This is a genomic window from Pseudoramibacter alactolyticus ATCC 23263 (assembly GCF_000185505.1).
Taxonomy (GTDB): domain Bacteria; phylum Bacillota; class Clostridia; order Eubacteriales; family Eubacteriaceae; genus Pseudoramibacter; species Pseudoramibacter alactolyticus.
Genome location: NZ_GL622359.1, coordinates 1,408,960 through 1,427,608 on the forward strand (window position 1 = coordinate 1,408,960; position 18,649 = coordinate 1,427,608).

Genomic DNA, 18,649 nt, shown 5'->3' on the forward strand with positions numbered 1-18,649 from the left:
CATCAATCAAAAGGGAAGGGCAGCGGCCAGGTGAGAAAACGCGAGGCGATGAGCAACCCGGTGAGCACGGCCAGCATCAGATAGGCGCAGACATCGACGCGGGTATAGGCCAGCTCGTACATCCGGGTGCGGCCGCCGCCGCGGTAACATCGAGCTTCCATGGCCGTGGCCAGTTCGTCCGCCCGGCGAAAGGCCGAGACAAACAGCGGCACCAGCACCGGGATCAATGCCTTGCCCCGGTCGATGATATTGCCGGTTTCAAAATCAGCCCCCCGGGCCTTCTGGGCTTTCATGATCTTGTCCGTCTCTTCCATCAGCGTCGGGATGAAGCGCAGCGCGATGGACATCATCATCGCCAGCTCGTGGGCAAAGCGTTTAAGCAGCGGCACCGCCTTCATGCAGGCCTCCATGCCGTCGGTCAGATCCATCGGCGCGGTGGCCAGAGTCATCACGCTGGTGCCGGCCACCAGCAAAATCAACCGGATCGCCATATAAACCGATACGCGAATTCCCTCCTGGGTAATATGCAGCGGCCCCCAGGTCACCACGGCGCGGCCCGGCGTCATAAACATATTGAGCACCAAGGTCAGCACGATGATGAAGATCAGCGGGCGCAGCCCTTTGGCCACATAACCGAAAGGGATTTTGGACAGGACGATGACGGCAAGGAGAAACGCCGCTGCCAGCGCGTAGCCGTAGAGGTTGTTCACCACGAAAAGCAGCACGATATAGGCCAAGGTAAAGAGGATTTTCGTCCGCGGATCCAGGCGGTGAATCACCGAATCCGCCGGATAGTACTGACCGAGGGTGATGTCCTTAAACATGGCGCTCACCTCCCAGCACGCGGCCAATCTCCGCCCGGGCGGCGGCCACCGTGAAAATATCCTCGTCAATTTCCGGGTATTTTTGTTTGAGGGCGCGCATCAGGTATTTCACCTGGGGTACGGCCAGACCGATGCGCTCAAGCGCTTCGACGTGTTTAAAAACCGCCGCCGGTGTGTCGTAATAAACCGCTTTGCCCCGGTGCATCACAAGAATCTTATCCGCGTAACGCCCGACGTCCTCCATGCTGTGGGACACGAGAATTACCGTATTGTGGGTCTCGTCGTGCAGCCGCGCAATCTGATCGAGAATTTCGTCCCGTCCCCGGGGATCGAGACCCGCCGTGGGCTCGTCCAGGATGAGCACCTCGGGCTGCATGGCCAGCACCCCGGCGATGGCCACCCGGCGCATCTGCCCGCCGGACAACTCAAAGGGGGATTTTTCCGCCACGGCATCATAGTCCAGGCCCACCATCTCGATGGCTCCGCGCACCCGCCGGGGAATTTCATCCTCGGGAATTTTAAGATTTTTAGGGCCAAAGGCCACATCTTTGGCCACGGTTTCCTCAAAGAGCTGATGCTCCGGATATTGGAAGACCAGTCCCACCGAATGGCGCAGCGCAATCAGATCCTTCTTATTCTGAGCAAAGACATCTTTATCGCCAAGATACACCGTGCCGGCTGTGGGCGTGAGCAGGCCGTTAAGATGCTGAATCAGCGTGGACTTGCCGGAGCCGGTGTGCCCGATGAGGGCAATAAAGGCCCCGCTGTCCAGGGTGACCGTCACATCGTCCAGGGCCTTAAAGGCAAAGGGCGATCCCTGGGCGTAAATATGTTCCAAATGTTCGATTTTTACCGACATAAAGCGTCCACCATTTCGTCAATTTTCAGCACATCCGCCGGCACATCAAAGCCGTCGGCCCGCAGGCCGTGAGCCAGCTCGGTCATCGGCGGCACGTCCAGACCGATTTTCTTGAGCCCTTCCACCCGGGCAAATACTTCCCGGGGCGGACCTTCCATGATCTTCTGGCCCTCGTCCATCACGATGATCCGATCCGCGTCCACCAATTCAGCCATGTAGTGGGTGATGTGCAGCACCGTCATGCCCTTTTCGCGGTTGAGCCGCCTGATGGTGCCCATCACCTCCTTGCGGCCGTTGGGGTCGAGCATGGCTGTCGGCTCGTCAAAGACGATGCACTCCGGCTCCATGGCGAGGATGCCGGCGATGGCGACGCGCTGCTTCTGCCCGCCGGACAGCTGATGAGGCTTCGCCCGGCGGTAGCCCCGCATGCCGACAATCCCCAGCACCTCGTCCACCTTTTGCCGGATCTGCTCCGAGGGGATGCCGAGATTTTCCATCCCGAAGGCCACATCGGTTTCTACCACAGAAGAAACCAGCTGATTATCCGGATTCTGGAACACCATCCCTGCCGACCGGCGAATATCCCAGATCTTTTTTTCATCCCGGGTGCTCATGCCCTTGATGCGCACGTCGCCGGCATCCGGCAGAATAATCGCGTTGAGCAACTTCGACAACGTCGACTTGCCCGAGCCGTTGTGGCCGATGATGCCGACAAACTCCCCGCGCTCGATGGCAAAAGAAACGTCGGTCAGCGCCACATGGGGCGCTTCTCCTTCCTCTGCCGGATAAGCGTAGCTCACGTGCGCCACCTCTATAATAGGATCGATTGATTGTTTTTCCATGCTTTGCTCCAAAAGAAATGATTGGCTTCTATTATATCGCATTATGGCCGTTCTGCACGGGATTTTACAAAAAAAGAAGCCGAACCCTTTGGTTCGGCTCCCTGATTGACTGTTTGGCTTAGACCAATTCGATGATCGCCACCTCCGCGGCGTCCCCGCGGCGGGGTCCCACTTTGTAAATGCGGGTGTATCCGCCCTGGCGTTCTTCATATTTCGGTGCGATTTCTTCAAAGAGGTGGGTCACCACATCCTCTTTGGTAATATATGCCAGCGCTTTTCTTCTGGCGTTCAAATCACCTTTTTTGCCCAAAGTCACCATTCTTTCCGCCATTCTTCTAACTTCCTTCGCACGGGTCAGCGTCGTTTCAATGCGGCCCTTTTCCAGAAGCGATGTGGTCAGATTTCTGAGCATGGCTTTTCTTTGCGCACTGGTGCGTCCTAATTTTCTATAACCAGCCATCTAATCTACTCCTTCGTTTTATCTTCCTGACTCAAAGACAAGCCCATTTCGGCCAGCTTGTGCTTGATTTCGTTCAGCGACTTGCGGCCAAGGTTGCGCACCTTCATCATGTCTTCTTCGGTCTTTTGCGTCAGTTTTTCTACTGTATCAATGTTTGCACGTCTAAGGCAGTTGCTGGAGCGCACGGAAAGTTCCAGCTCCTCGATGGACATTTCACGGATGCGTTCCCGCTCGGTTTCTTCCTTCTCGACGATGGTTTCCACCGAACCGGCTTCCTCCGTCAGATCGATAAACAGGCGCAGATGGTCGTTCATCACCTTAGCGGACAGAGACAGCGCTTCTTCCGGCGATGTGGTGCCGTCGGTCCAGATTTCGAGCGTCAGCTTGTCAAAATCCGTCACCTGCCCCACACGGGTATCTTCCACGCGGAAGATCACCTTGCGGATCGGTGAAAAGATGGAGTCCATCGGCAGGGTGCCAATGGGCATGCCATCGTACTTATTTTTTTCGGAAGGTCTGTAGCCTCTGCCGACTTCAAGCGCCATTTCCATGGTCAGTTCGGCATCGCCGGCCATCGTGCAGATATGCATGTCCGGATTGAGGATTTCCACCTCCGGCCCGGCGATGATGTCGCCGGCGGTGACTTCCCCCGCTCCTTTGGCCTCGATCCGCACGGTTTGCAGTTCGTCGGTGTGCATCACGGCACACAGGCCCTTAAGGTTGAGCAGAATCTCAATGACGTCTTCCTTGATGCCGGGAATCGTCGAGAATTCATGCAGCACCCCGTCGATCTTTACCGTGGTGATCGCCACCCCGGGCAGAGACGACAGCATGATGCGGCGCAAACTATTGCCCAAAGTTGTTCCGTAACCCCTTTCCAGAGGTTCGACCGTAAATTTTCCGTAGGTATTATCTTCAGATCTATCAACTAGCTTGATAAACGGTTTTTCAAATTCGATCATAAAATCGATACCCTCCTAAAATTAATCAATCTTCCACTACGCGAGGGTTAGCCATTCAAACAATACCCCGATCTTACTTCGAGTACAATTCGACGATAAGATGTTCGGCAATTTCAATGTCAATATCCTCACGGGAAGGTTTGCCAATGACTTTGCCACTGAGTTTTTCAAGATCTGCTTCCAGCCACGGAACGATGGCTCGATTTTCGGTCGATTCGACAACTTCTTTGAATTTAGCCGATTTTTTGCTCTTGTCTGCAACAGAGATCACATCACCGGCCTTTAACTGATAGGACGCGACGTTGACCTTCGCCCCATTGACAAGAAAATGGCCGTGCAGCACGAGCTGACGTGCTTCTTTGCGGGACTGTCCCATGCCCATGCGGTAAACCGCATTGTCCAGGCGGGTTTCCAGCAGTGCCAGGAGATTTTCCCCGGTGATGCCCTGCTGTTTTTCAGCCACGTCAAAATAATGCCTGAATTGTTTTTCAAGGACGCCATAAATACGTTTGACCTTCTGTTTTTCACGAAGCTGCAGACCGTATTCTGACAATTTCGCCCGGCGCTTCGGCGCGCCGCCCGGCGGTGTCGGCCGCTTGCCAAAGGCGCATTTGTCTTTGGCGTAGCATCTTTCACCTTTTAAATAAAGTTTCGTGCCTTCGCGTCTGCATTGACGGCAGGCTGCTTCTGTATATCTTGCCATAAATTCAAAACCTCCAATTAGACTCTTCTGCGTTTCGGCGGACGGCAACCGTTGTGCGGAATCGGTGTAACGTCGCGGATGACGGTGATCTCAAGACCTGCAGCCTGCAGTGCACGAATGGCTGCTTCGCGGCCGGATCCCGGGCCTTTAACGTTGACTTCAACGCTTCTCAGACCGTGTTCCATCGCGAGCTTGGCCGCCTGTTCACTGGCCATCTGAGCCGCAAACGGCGTGCTCTTCTTGGAGCCTCTGAATCCCATTTCGCCGGCGGATGCCCATGACAGCGCATTGCCGGCCGTATCGGTGATGGTGACAATTGTATTGTTAAAAGAAGACTGAATGTGGACCTGGCCGCGTTCAATATTCTTTTTGATCTTTCTTTTTTTAGATCTGACTGCTTTCTTAGCCAAAGTTCAACCTCCTTATTTCTTGCTGCGACCGACGGTTCTCTTCGGACCCTTGCGGGTTCTGGCGTTGGTTTTCGTCTTTTGACCGCGGACCGGCAGGCCGCGACGATGACGATAGCCGCGATAGGAGCCGATTTCAATCAGCCGCTTGATGTTGAGATTGACTTCTCTGCGAAGATCCCCTTCGACGGTGTACTTTTCGTCCAAAATGTTTCGCAGGCTATTAACTTCGTCTTCCGTTAAGTCTTTGCATCTGGTGTTCGGGTCGATTTTCAGTTCTGCTAAAATTTCCTTGGAAGTGCTTCTTCCAATACCGTAGATATAAGTCAAGCCGACTTCGACGCGCTTGTTGCGCGGCAAGTCAACCCCGGCAATTCTTGCCATAAATTGTACCTCCTAAAATCATGTACATGATGATCTGAGCTGCTGAAGTGACAGTCACAGCCCATGTCCGCCGGACTCCGAAAGATTAATCCGAGTTTCTTCGCATTAATCCGCAATCAGTCCGAACCTCATTTATAATAATCGGTGATTAATTGCCGCGGCCACCGCTTATTAACAAAAAATAAATGGACGGCTAAAACTCAGCCTTGTTTTTGTTTGTGCTTCGGATTTTCACAAATCACCATGACTTTGCCATGGCGTTTGATGACTTTGCATTTTTCGCAAATGGGTTTCACAGATGCTCTGACTTTCATTTTAAACTCCTTTGTTACGATCGGCCTTTGCCGCGCCAGACAATACGCCCCCGGTCGAGATCATAGGGGGAGAGTTCGAGGCTGACTTCATCTCCAGGCAGGATGCGGATGTAATTCATCCGAAGTTTACCGGAAATATGCGCTGTGACTTGATGTCCGTTTTCTAATTCAACTAAAAAAACCGTGTTCGGCAAAGCCTCGACAACTTTTCCTTTAACCTCAATAACATCTTTTTTCGCCACAGATTAAACCTCCTCTTTCTGATCCTCTGTGCTTTCGCCATTCCAGGGTGATAACCATCTTCGTATTTCGGCGTTTTGAATTTTCTGGCCGGACGTTAATCTAACTTGTATATCATACACGATCGACTGCGTTGGCGCAATATGTTTTATTTTTTCTTTTTCGGCCGGCTGATTTTCCGCGATGCTCCATCACTTAACAGCACATAGCCGTCATCGGGAATCCCAACGACGATCATAAACTGATTTTTATCGCGTCCGGCTTTGGATCTGACAACCTGCCCGATGACACAGCAACTCATGGATCACCTTAATCGACAAGCGTCAGAATTTCGGGTTCGCCGTCACCGGTAATGGTGATGGTGTTTTCATAATGGGCAGCGAGGGAATGGTCGTCGGTGACGACGGTCCAGTCGTTGTCGAGGGTATGCACGTCGTAGCCGCCGATGTTCACCATCGGCTCGATGGCCAGGCACATCCCCTTGACGAGCCTTGGCCCGTGTCCCGGTTTGCCATAGTTCGGAACCGGCGGATCCTCGTGCATTTCCCGGCCGATGCCATGACCGACGTAATCACGAACGACCGAGAAGCCGGCGGCTTCTGCATACAGCTGCACCGCATGCCCGATATCAGACAGCCGATTGCCGACATGCGCCTGGGCAATGCCTTTAAAGAAGGATTCCCGGGTCACATCGATGAGCTTTTGCGCTTCATCGGAAATCTGGCCGACGCCCCAGGTCCGCGCCGCGTCGCCGACATAACCGTCGAGGGTTGCGCCAAGATCGATGGCGATGATGTCACCTTCCTTTAGGGCATAATCGCCGGGGAAGCCGTGCACCACTTCGTCGTTAACCGACGCGCAGATCGCGTACGGAAACCCGCCGTAGCCCAAAAACGTCGGATATGCGCCGGCATCCCGAAAATATTTTTCGGCCATGTCGTTGAGCTGCATCGTGGTGACGCCCGGTTTGATCCTGTCGCGCAGCATGTTGTGGCATTCCCCCACCAGACGCCCGGCAGCTCGCATTTTTTTAATTTCGTTCGCACTTTTAATGCTGATCATGGTTTCACACTTTCTTGGTCTGTCAATTCTTTGATATGAAAAATCACATCGTTATGATGCTTGATCAATTTTTAAGAAAATGGCCCGGGTCACGTCGTCCATCGGCTGATCGCCGTCGATGTTCACAAGAATCTGTTTGCACTGATAATAATCGATCAGCGGCGCCGTTTCCAAATGGTAAACCGACAGGCGCGTGCGCACGGTCGCTTCGGAATCGTCCGGCCGCTGCACCAGCGTCTCGCCGTCATTGTCACAAACATTGCCTGTCTTCGGCGGATTGAAATGAACGTGATAGGACGCGCCGCACCTCGGGCACACCCGACGCCCGACCACCCGTTCCACGAGCTTGGATTCGGGCACCTCGATGTTCAGGGCGACGTCGAGCGGCTTGCCGATTTTTTGATTAAACGCGGAGAGCGCAGAGGCCTGGGCGACCGTTCTCGGAAAACCGTCGAGCAGGTAGCCGTCGGCACAATCGTCCTTTGTGATGCGGTCTTCAACCAGCGCGATGACAAGTTCGTCCGGCACCAATTTCCCCGCATCCATATAGGCTTTTGCTTTTTGCCCCAGTTCCGTATTATTTTTAATGTTATCTCTAAACAAATCCCCGGTTGAAATGTGTTCAATGCCGTATTTGGCGGCGATCTTCTTCGCCTGCGTTCCCTTGCCGGCACCTGGAGGGCCCAATAATACGATTCTCATTTTCTTTACGCTCCTATTCTCCATATCTTATTGAATTGTTTTGACTGCTTATTTCAAAAATCCCTGATAATTGCGCATGGTGAGCTGAGATTCCAGCTGTTTGACGGTTTCGAGGGCAACCCCGACGACGATAAGCAAACTCGTGCCGCCGAACTGCATGTTGACGCCGCCCATGAAATTGCCGACAATAATCGGAATAATCGCGATAATCGCCAGGAAGATCCCGCCGAACAGCGTCAGACGGTTCATGATCCGGGTGAAATAATCCACCGTCGGTTTCCCGGGGCGAATCCCCGGCACATAGCCGCCTTGTTTTTTGATATTGTCCGCGATATCGAAGGGATTAAAGGTTACCGCCGTATAAAAATAGGTGAAGGCCACCGTCAGAATGACATAAATCACCGTCGTGGTCGGCTGGCCCCAGGCGAAATACTTGGAGACCCATTGGCTGAATCCCGAATTCGGGAAGAAGTTAGCCAATGTCGCCGGCAGCAGTGTGAGCGAACTGGCAAAGATAATCGGGATGACCCCGGCCATGTTCACGCGCAGCGGAATATGGGTATTCTGTCCGCCGTACATTTTGCGGCCGACCACGCGCTTGGCGTACTGAATCGGAATTTTTCGCTGCCCTTCCGTCACCGCCACAACGGCAAAGGTCGCCGCGATGATAAAAATGACCAGCAAGATGAGCGAGACCGCATTCATGGTGCCATTCTGCACATACTGATAAATGCTGCCGACCGCATCGGGAATCCGAGAGACAATGCTGATGAAAATGATCAGCGAGACCCCGTTGCCGATGCCGATTTCCGTGATCTTTTCGCCGAGATACATCAGGAAAATCGTTCCCGCCGTGACGATGAGGACCACCGCAAAAATGGTGAACGCTGTTTTTTCTACTAAAAGATTCCGATAGGACAAACTCATCCCGAGCGCCTGAACAATCGCCAGGATGATTGTCAGATAGCGGGTGTATTGTGCGAGTTTCTTGCGGCCTTCTTCTCCTTCCTTTTGAAGCGCTTCAAGCGCCGGGATGGCAAAAGCCAGCAGGTTCATGATGATCGATGCGTTGATGTAGGGGGTGATCCCCATGGCAAAGATCGTGAAGTTTCCGAAGTTCCCGCCGGAAATGATGTTAAAAAGGCCGAAAATGCCGCCATCGTTGATCAAGGATGCCAGCTGCTGAGAATCGATGTAGGGCACGGGAATGAATGACCCGAGCCGATACACCAGAAGAAGGAGCAACGTCATCACAATTTTACGACGCAGCTCCGGGACGCTCCATGCATTCTTCAAAGTAGAAAGCATTAGATCACCTCAACCTTCCCTCCGCAGGCAAGTATTTTTTCTTCAGCAGATTTACTGATTTTATTCGCTTTAACCGTCAGGGCTTTGGTGAGTTCCCCTTCGCCCAGAATTTTAATGCCGGCCAGCTGTTTTCTGACAAAGCCGTATTCGAGCAGGAGTTCCGGCGTAACGACGGTATTTTCGTCAAAGGCGTTCAGATCGCCGACATTGACGATGGCAAATTCTTTCTTGAAATGATAGTTTGAAAAGCCGCGCTTCGGCAGGCGTCTGGACAGCGGCATCTGGCCGCCTTCAAACCCGAGGCGAACGCCGCCGCCGGAACGGGATTTCTGGCCGTCCTGGCCTCGTCCGGCGGTTTTCCCCTGACCGGTTGCGGTCCCGCGGCCCTTGCGCTTGGTGTTTCTTCTCGAGCCTTCCGCCGGGCTTAATGTATTTAATTTCATGCGAAACCTCCTACGCTTCTTCGACATCGACCATGAAGTCGACCTTGTGAATCATGCCGCGGATCTGCGGTGTGTCATCATGGATCACGGTGTGGCCGATCTTGCGCAGCCCCAGCGCTTTAACGGTTGCGCGCTGTCTTTGATTGCGGCCAATCAAGCTCTTTTTTAAAGTAATGTTTAACTTCTTAGCCATGATTCCCTCCTAACCCAGAATTTCTTCCGGTTTCTTGCCGCGTTTTGCCGCCACGGCTTCCACCGTGGTCAGACGGGCGAGACCTTCGATGGCTGCATTCACGACATTGGTCGGATTATTGGTCCCCAGGCATTTGGTTCGAATGTCTTTGATCCCCGCCAATTCGCAGACGGCGCGAACCGGACCGCCGGCAATCACACCGGTCCCTTCGCCGGCCGGCTTTAAAAGCACGCGGCCCGCGCCTTCGGCGCCGACGACCTGGTGCGGAATCGTGGTCCCGCGCAGGGGCACGCGAATCAGATTCTTCTTCGCCGCTTCAATCCCCTTGCGGATCGCGTCGGGAATTTCCACCGCCTTGCCGGAGCCCACGCCGACGAGTCCGTCGCCGTCGCCGACCACCACCAAACAGCTGAAACGCATGTTGCGGCCACCTTTGACGGTCTTGCTGACTCGGTTGATTTCTACGACTCTGTCCTGAAGTTCCAGACCAGTCGCGTCAATAAGATTTTTTTTCATTAACAGACCTCTTCCTTAGAATTTCAAGCCAGCTTCGCGAGCAGCTTCGGCCAATTCCTTGACTCTTCCCGTGTAGATATAGCCTCCGCGGTCGAAGACAACATCATTGATACCGGCATCCAGTGCCTTTTTGGCAACGGACGCACCGACGGCTTTTGCGGCAGCTTTATCGGAGCCGTGGCTGATGGCTTCTTTCACCTCTGCATCCAAAGTGGAGGAGGCGACAAGGGTGTTGCCCGCGACGTCGTCGATCACCTGGGCGTAGATGTGTTTGTTGCTTCGAAACACACAAAGACGCGGACGTTCCGCGGTTCCGGAGATTTTTCTGCGGACGCGTTTGTGTCTGCTCAGACGTACTTTATTTTTATCGATCTTTTTAATCATTGATGATCCTTTCTCTTACCTTTCGGATATGGCCTCAATCAGTTAAACCGATTAGCCGGTCTTCCCGACTTTACGTCTGATGTGTTCATCAGCGTACTTGATACCATGTCCCTTGTAAGGTTCAGGCGGTCTCTTCGCGCGGATATTGGCAGCATAAGCGCCGACGGCTTCCTTGCTGATCCCTCTGACAATCACTTTTGTCTGGCCGTCCATTGCGGTTTCAATGCCTTCGGGATCTTCCATTTCAACCGGATGGGAATAACCGAGGTTCATGATGAGCTTCTTGCCCTTCTTTTCGGCTCTCCAACCGACACCGCTGATTTCCAGCACTTTTTCAAATCCCTGGCTGACGCCTGTCACCATATTGGCGATCAAGGCTCTGGTCATGCCGTGGAGCGATTTGTGGAATTTACCTTCCGAGGGTCTTTCGACCTTCAGCTCACCGTCTTCGATCGACAGCTGCATATCCGGATGCATTTCCCGGGTTAAGGTGCCCTTCGGCCCCTTGACGGTCACAATCTGATCATCGATTTGGATATCGACGCCTTCGGGGATCACAACAGGAGCATTACCAACTCTTGACATCTTGCTTTCCTCCTTTACCAGACGTAGCAGACAACTTCGCCGCCAATGCCGGCTTTTCTCGCCGCTTTATCCGTGATGACGCCCTGGGACGTCGACATCACTGCCACGCCCAGACCATTTAAAACCTTCGGCACATCTTCCTTGCCGACATAAATACGCAGGCCCGGCTTGGAGATGCGTTTTAAACCAGCGATGACCTTGCTCTTATCTTCACCGTATTTCAGGGTGACTTTGATAATGCCCTGGTTGCCGTTGTCAATTTCTTCTGTCTTTTTGATATAGCCTTCATCCAACAGAATCTTCAAGATCGCTCTTTTTTCATTGGATGCTGGAATCTCAACAGTTTTATGACCTGCATTGTTTGCATTCCTGATTCTCGTGAGCATATCCGCGATCGGATCAGTCATTGACATGCTAAGTCCCTCCTTTTATTTGTAATTGCGAATTTTACCAGCTGGCTTTGCGGACACCAGGAATTTCGCCCTTATAGGCTAATTCTCGGAAGCAGATTCTGCAAATCCCGTATTTTCTCAGGTATGCGTGGGGTCTGCCGCAAATTCTGCAGCGATTGTATTCTCTGGTAGAATATTTTTGTTTACGCTGCTGTTTGACCTTCATCGATGTTTTTGCCATGAACGATTCTCCTATCTTTCAAAGGGCAAGCCAAGCTGTGCCAGTAATTCGTGGGCTTCTTCGTCTGTCTTGGCTGTCGTCACAAACATAATGTCCATCCCGCGGATCTGTTCGACCTGATCGTAATCAATCTCCGGGAAGATCAGCTGTTCTTTCACGCCGAAAGCGTAGTTGCCGCGGCCGTCGAAGGCGTTGTTGGACAAACCGTGAAAGTCTCGGACGCGGGGCAGCGCAATGTTGAAGAGCTTGTCGCAGAATTCATACATTCTGTCGCTGCGCAGGGTAACTTTGGCGCCGACGTTCTGGCCTTCGCGGACTTTGAAGTTCGCGACGGATTTCTTCGCCTTGAGCACGATCGGCTTCTGACCGGTGATCGTCGCCAGATCGGCTACGGCCGCATCGAGCAGCTTCGCGTTGTCCTTGCAGTCGCCGAGGCCCATGTTGACAACAACTTTGACGAGCTTCGGAACATCCATGATGTTGCTATACTGAAATTTTTCCTTAAGAGCCGGAACAGCTTCGTTCAAGTATTTATCTTTCATTCTTGTCATGGTCAGTTCCTCTCTTAATCAAGCACCGTGCCGGTCTTCTTGCAGTAACGGACCTTCTTGCCGTCTTCCGTCACTTTGATCCCGGTGCGAACGCCGCGGCCAAGTTCTTCGGAATAGAGCAAAACGTTCGACGCATCAATAAAGCCTTCCTGCTTCACAATGCCGCCCTGCTGCATGGCCTGTGTCGGTTTTTTATGTTTGGTCTGGATGTTGACCCCTTCCACCTTCACGCGGCGCTTTTCGAGGTCCACAGCCAAAACTTTTCCGGTTTTCCCCAGATCCTTCCCGGAGATCACCTGAACGGTATCGCCTGTCTTGACATGTAATTTTCTTGCCATCTGGAATCCTCCCTTATAACACTTCAGGAGCCAAAGACACGATTCTCATGTACTTTTTGTCTCTTAACTCTCTGGCGACAGGCCCGAAGATGCGGGTTCCCTTCGGGTTCTTGTCATCGTTGATCAGAACGGCGGCGTTCTGATCGAACTTGATATAGCTGCCGTCGTTTCTACGGACGCCGCGCACCGTGCGCACGACCACCGCTTTGACCACGTCGCCTTTTTTCACGTCGCCGCCCGGCGCTGCGCTTTTAACAGAAGCGACGATCACGTCGCCGATATTGGCGTAGCGTCTGCCGGAACCGCCGAGCACCCGGATACACAAAAGTTCCTTTGCCCCAGTGTTATCAGCGACTTTTAATCTTGTTTCCTGCTGGATCATCTCTGATGCCTCCTGTGACAAATTATAATGCTTTTTCGACGATTTCGACGACGCGCCAGTTTTTGTCCTTGGACAGTTTTCTGGTTTCCATGCAGCGAACGGTATCGCCGACATGGCATTCGTTGTTTTCGTCGTGGGCTTTAAATGTAACGGTATCTTTCACGCGTTTTTTGTACAGCGGGTGTTTCTTGAACGTTTCGATGGCGACGACAATCGTTTTGTCCATCTTATCGCTCACCACTTTGCCGACGCGCGTTTTTCTTTCATTACGTTCCATCAGCTATCCTTCCTTCCTATGCCTGTTTTGCAGCCATCTGACGTTCTGTAAGGATGGTCTGGATGCGGGCATACGTTCTCTTGACTTCGCGAATCCGCATCGGATTTTCGAGCTGACCGGTCGCATTCTGGAATCTCAGATTGAAGAGTTCTTCTTTCAGGTCACCCAGTTTTGTCTTCAGTTCAGCGTCATTGAGATTTCTCAATTCGGTTAATTGTTTACTCATGCCTGTTCACCTTCCTGGTCGGCCTTCTTGACAATCTTTGTCTTGATCGGCAGTTTATGCTGAGCCAGACGCAAAGCTTCTCTGGCCATTTCTTCCGAGATGCCGCCGATTTCAAACATGACGCGGCCCGGCTTGACCACGGCCACCCAGTATTCCGGGGAACCTTTCCCTTTACCCATTCGGGTTTCGGCCGGCTGAGCAGTGACCGGTTTATCCGGGAAAATCTTGATCCAGACCTGGCCGCCGCGGCGGATATAACGGGTCATGGCGACACGGGCCGCTTCGATCTGGTTGGAGGTGATCCAGGCCGGTTCGAGCGCCTGAATCCCGAATTCACCGTAAGTGATGGTGTTGCCGCGGGTAGCTTTCCCCTTCATGCGGCCTCTATGTTGTTTTCTGCGTTTCACACGCTTTGGCATTAACATGATTTAACATCCTCCTTTACGCTTCGGGCTGGGCGGATTTGCGACGGCCGCTGTTTTTCTTGCCGCGGCTGCTATCTGCCTTGGCGGCGTCCGCCAGCACGTCTTCGCGCCCGGTCAGGATTTCGCCTTTGTTCACCCATACTTTAACGCCCAGTTTGCCGTAGGTGGTGTCCGCTTCGGCAAAACCGTAGGAAATATCCGCGCGCAGCGTCTGCATCGGCACATTCCCCTGGGCGTAGCCTTCTTTACGCGCAATTTCAGCTCCGTTCAAACGGCCGGAGACCAACGTTTTGATTCCCTTGGCGCCAGCGCGCATCGTGCGCTGCATGGCCTGCTTCATTGCGCGGCGGAAGGAAATTCTTCTTTCCAGCTGACCGGCGATGTTTTCAGCGATGAGCTGCGCATCCATATCGATGTTTTTGACTTCGACGATGTTGATGAAGACGGTCTTCTTGATCATCTTTTCGAGTTCCGCTTTGAGGGCGTCGATGCCGGCGCCGCCGCGGCCGATGATCATGCCCGGTTTGGCTGTGTAAATGTGAATTCTCACTTTATTGCCGAAACGTTCGATGACAATTTTTGAAATCCCGGCTTGGAACTGGCTGGTCTTGATGTACTGACGCAGCTTATTGTCTTCAATCAGATTATCGGCAAAGTTTTTATCATTCGCGTACCATTTCGCATTCCAGTCCTTGATGACCCCAACGCGAAAACCGAACGCATTCACTTTCTGACCCAAATTTATTTACCCCCTATGATTATTCGTTAGCATCGGATTCTTTCAGGACGACGGTGAGAACGGACGTTCTCTTTTTGATCGGAAAAGCACGGCCCTGGGGACCGGCTTTCCAACGCTTGAGCGTCGGGCCCTGATTGGCTGAAATCTGATGGATATACAGGGTATCTGTATTCATGTTGTGATTGTTTTCCGCGTTGGCATAGGCAGAGAGCACCACCTTTTCGATCATGCGGGCTGCCTTGTTAGGGGTCAGCTGCAGAACCGATAAAGCTTCTCCGACGCTTTTGCCGCGAATGGCATCGGCGACGAGCTTGGCCTTTCTGGACGAAACGCGGACGTATTTCGCTGTTGCTTTAGCTTCCATGTTTTTCCTCCTTCAGGCTTAGAACGCGCCGGTTTTCTTTTCGCCGGCATGCCCTCTGAATGTGCGGGTCGGAGCGAATTCGCCAAGTTTATGGCCTACCATGTCTTCGGTGCAGTAAACCGGCACGTGCTTGCGGCCGTCGTGGACGGCGATGGTGTGTCCGACGAACTGCGGGAAAATGGTGGAAGAACGCGACCAGGTCTTAACAACTTTCTTTTCGCCCTTTTCGTTCATTTCTTCTACTCTTCTAAGCAGTCTTTCTTCGACGAAAGGCCCCTTCTTTAAAGATCGACTCATTGATAAACCTCCTAATTACTTGGCGTTGCGGCGTCTGACAATGTATTTGTCAGAATCTTTTTTCTTCTTGCGCGTCTTGTAGCCAAGAGCCGGTTTGCCCCAGGGGGTAACAGGTCCCGGACGGCCAACCGGCGCACGACCTTCCCCACCGCCGTGCGGGTGGTCGTTCGGGTTCATAACCGAGCCGCGAACCGTCGGACGGATCCCCATGTGGCGTTTGCGGCCTGCTTTCCCGATGCGGACATTCTGGTGATCCAGGTTGCCGACGACGCCGATGGTGGCGCGGCATTCCAAACGGACCATGCGCATTTCCCCGGAGGGCAGCCGCAGAGTCGCGTAGTTATTTTCCTTGGCCATCAGCTGAGCGGAAGAGCCCGCCGAGCGCGCCATCTGACCGCCTTTGCCCGCCTTGAGTTCGATGTTGTGCACCATGGTCCCAACCGGGATATTGGCCAGGGGCAGGCAGTTGCCCACCACGATATCGGCATCGGCGCCGGAAACGACCGTCTGGCCGACCTTCAGGTTGAGCGGTGCCAGAATATAGCGCTTTTCGCCGTCTGCATAATGCAGCAGCGCGATGTTGGCCGAACGGTTCGGATCGTATTCGATCCCGGCAACCTTCGCCGGCACACCGTCCTTGCTGCGCTTGAAATCGATGATTCTGTACTTGCGTTTGGCGCCGCCGCCCTGATGGCGAACGGTGATTCGGCCGTACACATTGCGGCCGGCCTTTTTCTTCAGCGGAGCCAGCAGCGATCTTTCCGGCTCCTGTTTGGTGACTTCTTCATAGGTGTTGACGGACATGTTTCTGCGTCCGGGAGAAGTCGGTCTGTATTTTTTAATCCCCATTATTCGCAAACCTTCCTTTCATTTTGCTTATCGGGCGATGATTAAACTCCTTCGAAAAATTCGATGGTCTTGCTGTCTTCCGTCAGCTTGACGATGGCCTTCTTCCAGTCGGAAGTTCTGCCGACGGTGTAGCCCCGTCTTTTCATCTTGCCTTTTATGTTCATGGTGGTCACTTTCGCAACCGTCACATCAAAGATTTCTTCGACGGCGTTTTTAATTTCAATTTTATTGGCGTCCTTGGCAACTCTGAAGGTATATTTCTTCTGTTCGGTGTTGTCCATGCTCTTTTCGGAGATGATCGGACGAATGATGATATCGCGAGGATCCTTCATTATGCATATACCTCCTCAATCTTCGCCAGCGCGTCTTTGGTGAGCACCAGCACGTCGTATTTCAGCATGTCGTAAACGTTGAGTTCAGCGACGGTGGTCGCCCGGGTCTTCGGGATATTGCGGGCGGACAGATAAACGTTGTCGACTTTTTCCGGCGTGACCACCAGCGCCTTGCCGGCGTCAATTGCAGCGAGCGCGGCAATCATGTCCTTGGTTTTCGGCGCGTCGAAGTTCAGCGCGTCGACGACGCGGAGTTCTTTGTCGGCAAATTTCGCCGAGAAGACGGAACGCATCGCGAGATTGCGGACTTTCTTATTGACCTTTTTGCTGAAGTCTCTGGCTTTCGGCGCGAAAATGACACCGCCGCCGATCCACAGGGGTGAACGGCTGGAACCGGCGCGGGCGCGGCCTGTGCCCTTCTGGCGCCACGGTTTTCTGCCGCCGCCGCGGACTTCGGATCTGGTCTTGGTGCCTTTGGTTCCCTGGCGTTTATTGGCCAATTGTGCGACGACAACCTGATGAACCACCGGTTCGTTCGGTTCGATTCCGAAAACGCGGTCGCTCAGTTCTGCGCTGTCGACGACATTTCCCTTCATATCTAAAATATCGATTTTTGGCATTTGACTTCCTCCTTGCGTTATTCGGCAGCTTTCACACTGCTTTTGACGGAAACCACGCCACCTCTCGGTCCCGGGACAGCACCTTTGATGAGCAGAAGATTGTTTTCCGCGTCCACCTGAATGATTTCGAGGTTCAAGGCTGTGACGTTTTTATTCCCCATCTGCCCGGCGAGGTGTTTGCCCTTGGGCACGCGGGCCGGATAAGCCGATGCGCCCATGGAACCGGCGCTGCGGTGATATTTCGATCCGTGCGCCATGGGACCTCTTTGCTGGCCCCAGCGCTTGATGGCCCCGGCGTAGCCTTTTCCTTTGGACTTGCCCGAAACATCAACCTTGTCGCCCGCTTCGAAAACGTCCGCTTTAATTTTCTGGCCGGCTTCCAGCGACGCGCAGTCGTCCAGTCTGAATTCGCGCAGCGTCCGGGCGTAATCCACCCCGTATTTGTCAAAATGACCTTTCACCGGTTTAACGACATTTTTTTCTTTAATGTCGCCATAAGCCAACTGCACCGCTTCGTAGCCATCGTTTTCAAGGGTTTTCTTCTGCACCACCGTGCAGGGTCCTGCCTGAACAACGGTGACCGGCACGACGGTTCCATCTTCCTGGAAGATCTGCGTCATACCGATTTTCTTACCGATAATTGCTTTTTTCATTTTTCCTCCTGATTATTGGATCGCCCTTGCGATCATAATACTTTGGCCGACAATCTTTTAAAGCTTAATTTCGATATCGACGCCGGAAGGCAGATTGAGGCGCATCAGCGCATCGACTGTTTTCGGGGTCGGTTCGAGGATGTCGATCAGACGCTTGTGGGTTCTGATTTCAAACTGTTCCCTGGAATCCTTATATTTGTGAACGGCGCGGAGAATCGTGACGACTTCTTTGTCTGTCGGCAGCGGAATCGGCCCGGAAACAGCGGCGCCGGTGCGCTTTACCGTTTCGACAATGCGCTGTGCGGATTGATCCAGCAATTTGTGATCGAAAGCTTTTAACCGAATTCTAATTTTTTGTTTGCTCATACCTTTAACAAACCTCCTGAAGTTTTTAAGGTGCTGTGCTTCTCGCCCTTCCACCCTTCCGGGTGTTCACAGAGACTGTCCGAAAAAAACCGGGCTCGCGCCCTTTTTTCGCTCTGCTCAGACGATAATCGCCCGATTCTAAGATCGTGACATACTCCTCAGAAGTGACCTGAATTAGTAACAGCAACTTTCCGATTCATCGCAGACAGCCAACCTTGATTAGTATAATGGAATTCCTCTCGGCACGCAAGTTTTTTTTGATAAATTCTCAAAATATTTTCATTTTTCTTTCAAACTGTTTTCATCGCTGGACCGCTTAAGTTTTTATTCAGTTTTTTTGACGGCTCTCTCTGACGACTTTTACTTTTCCGCTATTCGTGCATCCGCACATCGAATATCTCTTCTCCTG

At 52.8% G+C, this 18,649-nt stretch carries 34 protein-coding genes; all 34 read right to left on the minus strand.

What is annotated here, in order from left to right:
* Positions 1-2: 2 nt before the first annotated feature.
* Positions 3-824 carry an energy-coupling factor transporter transmembrane component T family protein gene (locus tag HMPREF0721_RS06720; protein WP_006598900.1) on the minus strand — a complete coding sequence of 274 codons (822 nt, stop codon included), beginning with the start codon at positions 822-824 and terminating at the stop codon, positions 3-5.
* Entirely contained in the window at positions 817-1,683 is an 867-nt protein-coding gene (locus tag HMPREF0721_RS06725) for an energy-coupling factor transporter ATPase (protein ID WP_006598901.1), read from the minus strand. Before HMPREF0721_RS06725 ends, HMPREF0721_RS06720 begins: the two co-directional genes overlap by 8 nt.
* Entirely contained in the window at positions 1,674-2,525 is an 852-nt protein-coding gene (locus HMPREF0721_RS06730) for an energy-coupling factor transporter ATPase (protein ID WP_006598902.1), read from the minus strand. The genes HMPREF0721_RS06725 and HMPREF0721_RS06730 overlap by 10 nt, the downstream gene beginning before the upstream one ends.
* Before the next feature lie 118 nt (positions 2,526-2,643).
* Entirely contained in the window at positions 2,644-2,985 is a 342-nt protein-coding gene (rplQ, locus tag HMPREF0721_RS06735) for a 50S ribosomal protein L17 (protein WP_006598903.1), read from the minus strand.
* 5 nt (positions 2,986-2,990) lie between these two features.
* Positions 2,991-3,947: a DNA-directed RNA polymerase subunit alpha gene (locus tag HMPREF0721_RS06740; protein ID WP_006598904.1), complete on the minus strand. Its 957-nt coding sequence runs from the start codon at positions 3,945-3,947 to the stop codon at positions 2,991-2,993.
* A 73-nt stretch (positions 3,948-4,020) separates the two neighbouring features.
* Positions 4,021-4,650, minus strand: coding sequence for a 30S ribosomal protein S4 (gene rpsD / locus HMPREF0721_RS06745; protein ID WP_006598905.1), 630 nt, complete (start codon positions 4,648-4,650; stop codon positions 4,021-4,023).
* Between the two features lie 17 nt (positions 4,651-4,667).
* Positions 4,668-5,060: a 30S ribosomal protein S11 gene (gene rpsK, locus HMPREF0721_RS11825; RefSeq protein WP_006598906.1), complete on the minus strand. Its 393-nt coding sequence runs from the start codon at positions 5,058-5,060 to the stop codon at positions 4,668-4,670.
* A gap of 12 nt (positions 5,061-5,072) precedes the next feature.
* Positions 5,073-5,441 (minus strand): 30S ribosomal protein S13, encoded by a 369-nt coding sequence (rpsM, locus tag HMPREF0721_RS11830; RefSeq protein WP_006598907.1) that lies wholly within the window; start codon positions 5,439-5,441, stop codon positions 5,073-5,075.
* A gap of 200 nt (positions 5,442-5,641) precedes the next feature.
* Positions 5,642-5,755, minus strand: a complete 114-nt coding sequence (gene rpmJ, locus HMPREF0721_RS06760) for a 50S ribosomal protein L36 (protein WP_006598908.1) — start codon at positions 5,753-5,755, stop codon at positions 5,642-5,644.
* 14 nt (positions 5,756-5,769) lie between these two features.
* Positions 5,770-5,997, minus strand: a complete 228-nt coding sequence (gene infA / locus HMPREF0721_RS06765) for a translation initiation factor IF-1 (RefSeq protein WP_006598909.1) — start codon at positions 5,995-5,997, stop codon at positions 5,770-5,772.
* 307 nt (positions 5,998-6,304) lie between these two features.
* Positions 6,305-7,057, minus strand: coding sequence for a type I methionyl aminopeptidase (map, locus tag HMPREF0721_RS06770; RefSeq protein ID WP_006598911.1), 753 nt, complete (start codon positions 7,055-7,057; stop codon positions 6,305-6,307).
* A 51-nt stretch (positions 7,058-7,108) separates the two neighbouring features.
* The gene (locus HMPREF0721_RS06775) at positions 7,109-7,759 is read right to left on the minus strand and encodes an adenylate kinase (protein ID WP_040639970.1); all 651 of its coding nucleotides are present in this window, start codon (positions 7,757-7,759) and stop codon (positions 7,109-7,111) included.
* Between the two features lie 48 nt (positions 7,760-7,807).
* Complete coding sequence (secY, locus tag HMPREF0721_RS06780; protein ID WP_006598913.1) at positions 7,808-9,067, minus strand: preprotein translocase subunit SecY; 1,260 nt, start codon at positions 9,065-9,067, stop codon at positions 7,808-7,810.
* Positions 9,067-9,510, minus strand: coding sequence for a 50S ribosomal protein L15 (gene rplO, locus HMPREF0721_RS06785; RefSeq protein ID WP_006598914.1), 444 nt, complete (start codon positions 9,508-9,510; stop codon positions 9,067-9,069). The genes secY and rplO overlap by 1 nt, the downstream gene beginning before the upstream one ends.
* A 10-nt stretch (positions 9,511-9,520) precedes the next feature.
* Positions 9,521-9,703, minus strand: coding sequence for a 50S ribosomal protein L30 (rpmD, locus tag HMPREF0721_RS06790; RefSeq protein ID WP_006598915.1), 183 nt, complete (start codon positions 9,701-9,703; stop codon positions 9,521-9,523).
* A 9-nt stretch (positions 9,704-9,712) separates the two neighbouring features.
* Positions 9,713-10,219 carry a 30S ribosomal protein S5 gene (rpsE, locus tag HMPREF0721_RS06795; RefSeq protein ID WP_006598916.1) on the minus strand — a complete coding sequence of 169 codons (507 nt, stop codon included), beginning with the start codon at positions 10,217-10,219 and terminating at the stop codon, positions 9,713-9,715.
* A 15-nt stretch (positions 10,220-10,234) separates the two neighbouring features.
* Positions 10,235-10,603 (minus strand): 50S ribosomal protein L18, encoded by a 369-nt coding sequence (gene rplR, locus HMPREF0721_RS06800; protein ID WP_006598917.1) that lies wholly within the window; start codon positions 10,601-10,603, stop codon positions 10,235-10,237.
* A 51-nt stretch (positions 10,604-10,654) separates the two neighbouring features.
* A complete protein-coding gene (rplF, locus tag HMPREF0721_RS06805) occupies positions 10,655-11,188 on the minus strand; it encodes a 50S ribosomal protein L6 (RefSeq protein ID WP_006598918.1) in 534 nt (177 codons plus the stop codon).
* A gap of 14 nt (positions 11,189-11,202) precedes the next feature.
* Entirely contained in the window at positions 11,203-11,601 is a 399-nt protein-coding gene (gene rpsH, locus HMPREF0721_RS06810; protein ID WP_006598919.1) for a 30S ribosomal protein S8, read from the minus strand.
* A gap of 34 nt (positions 11,602-11,635) precedes the next feature.
* Positions 11,636-11,821, minus strand: coding sequence for a type Z 30S ribosomal protein S14 (locus HMPREF0721_RS06815; RefSeq protein ID WP_006598920.1), 186 nt, complete (start codon positions 11,819-11,821; stop codon positions 11,636-11,638).
* Positions 11,822-11,832: 11 nt separating this feature from the next.
* Positions 11,833-12,372, minus strand: coding sequence for a 50S ribosomal protein L5 (gene rplE, locus HMPREF0721_RS06820; protein ID WP_040639972.1), 540 nt, complete (start codon positions 12,370-12,372; stop codon positions 11,833-11,835).
* A 14-nt stretch (positions 12,373-12,386) separates the two neighbouring features.
* Positions 12,387-12,710, minus strand: coding sequence for a 50S ribosomal protein L24 (gene rplX, locus HMPREF0721_RS06825; protein WP_006598922.1), 324 nt, complete (start codon positions 12,708-12,710; stop codon positions 12,387-12,389).
* 13 nt (positions 12,711-12,723) lie between these two features.
* The gene (gene rplN, locus HMPREF0721_RS06830) at positions 12,724-13,092 is read right to left on the minus strand and encodes a 50S ribosomal protein L14 (protein WP_006598923.1); all 369 of its coding nucleotides are present in this window, start codon (positions 13,090-13,092) and stop codon (positions 12,724-12,726) included.
* Between the two features lie 22 nt (positions 13,093-13,114).
* On the minus strand, positions 13,115-13,372 hold the full coding sequence (gene rpsQ / locus HMPREF0721_RS06835; protein WP_040639973.1) for a 30S ribosomal protein S17: 258 nt from the start codon (positions 13,370-13,372) through the stop codon (positions 13,115-13,117).
* A 13-nt stretch (positions 13,373-13,385) separates the two neighbouring features.
* Entirely contained in the window at positions 13,386-13,595 is a 210-nt protein-coding gene (rpmC, locus tag HMPREF0721_RS06840) for a 50S ribosomal protein L29 (protein WP_006598925.1), read from the minus strand.
* Positions 13,592-14,020, minus strand: coding sequence for a 50S ribosomal protein L16 (gene rplP / locus HMPREF0721_RS06845; RefSeq protein ID WP_006598926.1), 429 nt, complete (start codon positions 14,018-14,020; stop codon positions 13,592-13,594). Before rplP ends, rpmC begins: the two co-directional genes overlap by 4 nt.
* Positions 14,021-14,036: 16 nt before the next feature.
* Positions 14,037-14,759 (minus strand): 30S ribosomal protein S3, encoded by a 723-nt coding sequence (gene rpsC, locus HMPREF0721_RS06850; protein ID WP_006598927.1) that lies wholly within the window; start codon positions 14,757-14,759, stop codon positions 14,037-14,039.
* A gap of 19 nt (positions 14,760-14,778) precedes the next feature.
* Positions 14,779-15,123, minus strand: a complete 345-nt coding sequence (gene rplV, locus HMPREF0721_RS06855) for a 50S ribosomal protein L22 (RefSeq protein WP_006598928.1) — start codon at positions 15,121-15,123, stop codon at positions 14,779-14,781.
* An 18-nt stretch (positions 15,124-15,141) separates the two neighbouring features.
* Positions 15,142-15,420 carry a 30S ribosomal protein S19 gene (rpsS, locus tag HMPREF0721_RS06860; protein WP_006598929.1) on the minus strand — a complete coding sequence of 93 codons (279 nt, stop codon included), beginning with the start codon at positions 15,418-15,420 and terminating at the stop codon, positions 15,142-15,144.
* A gap of 15 nt (positions 15,421-15,435) precedes the next feature.
* Complete coding sequence (gene rplB, locus HMPREF0721_RS06865) at positions 15,436-16,269, minus strand: 50S ribosomal protein L2 (protein WP_006598930.1); 834 nt, start codon at positions 16,267-16,269, stop codon at positions 15,436-15,438.
* A gap of 41 nt (positions 16,270-16,310) precedes the next feature.
* Complete coding sequence (rplW, locus tag HMPREF0721_RS06870; protein WP_006598931.1) at positions 16,311-16,601, minus strand: 50S ribosomal protein L23; 291 nt, start codon at positions 16,599-16,601, stop codon at positions 16,311-16,313.
* Positions 16,601-17,221 (minus strand): 50S ribosomal protein L4, encoded by a 621-nt coding sequence (gene rplD / locus HMPREF0721_RS06875; RefSeq protein WP_006598932.1) that lies wholly within the window; start codon positions 17,219-17,221, stop codon positions 16,601-16,603. The genes rplW and rplD overlap by 1 nt, the downstream gene beginning before the upstream one ends.
* 17 nt (positions 17,222-17,238) lie before the next feature.
* Positions 17,239-17,874 (minus strand): 50S ribosomal protein L3, encoded by a 636-nt coding sequence (rplC, locus tag HMPREF0721_RS06880; protein WP_006598933.1) that lies wholly within the window; start codon positions 17,872-17,874, stop codon positions 17,239-17,241.
* A gap of 57 nt (positions 17,875-17,931) precedes the next feature.
* Positions 17,932-18,240: a 30S ribosomal protein S10 gene (rpsJ, locus tag HMPREF0721_RS06885; RefSeq protein WP_040639974.1), complete on the minus strand. Its 309-nt coding sequence runs from the start codon at positions 18,238-18,240 to the stop codon at positions 17,932-17,934.
* Between the last annotated feature and the right edge of the window lie 409 nt (positions 18,241-18,649).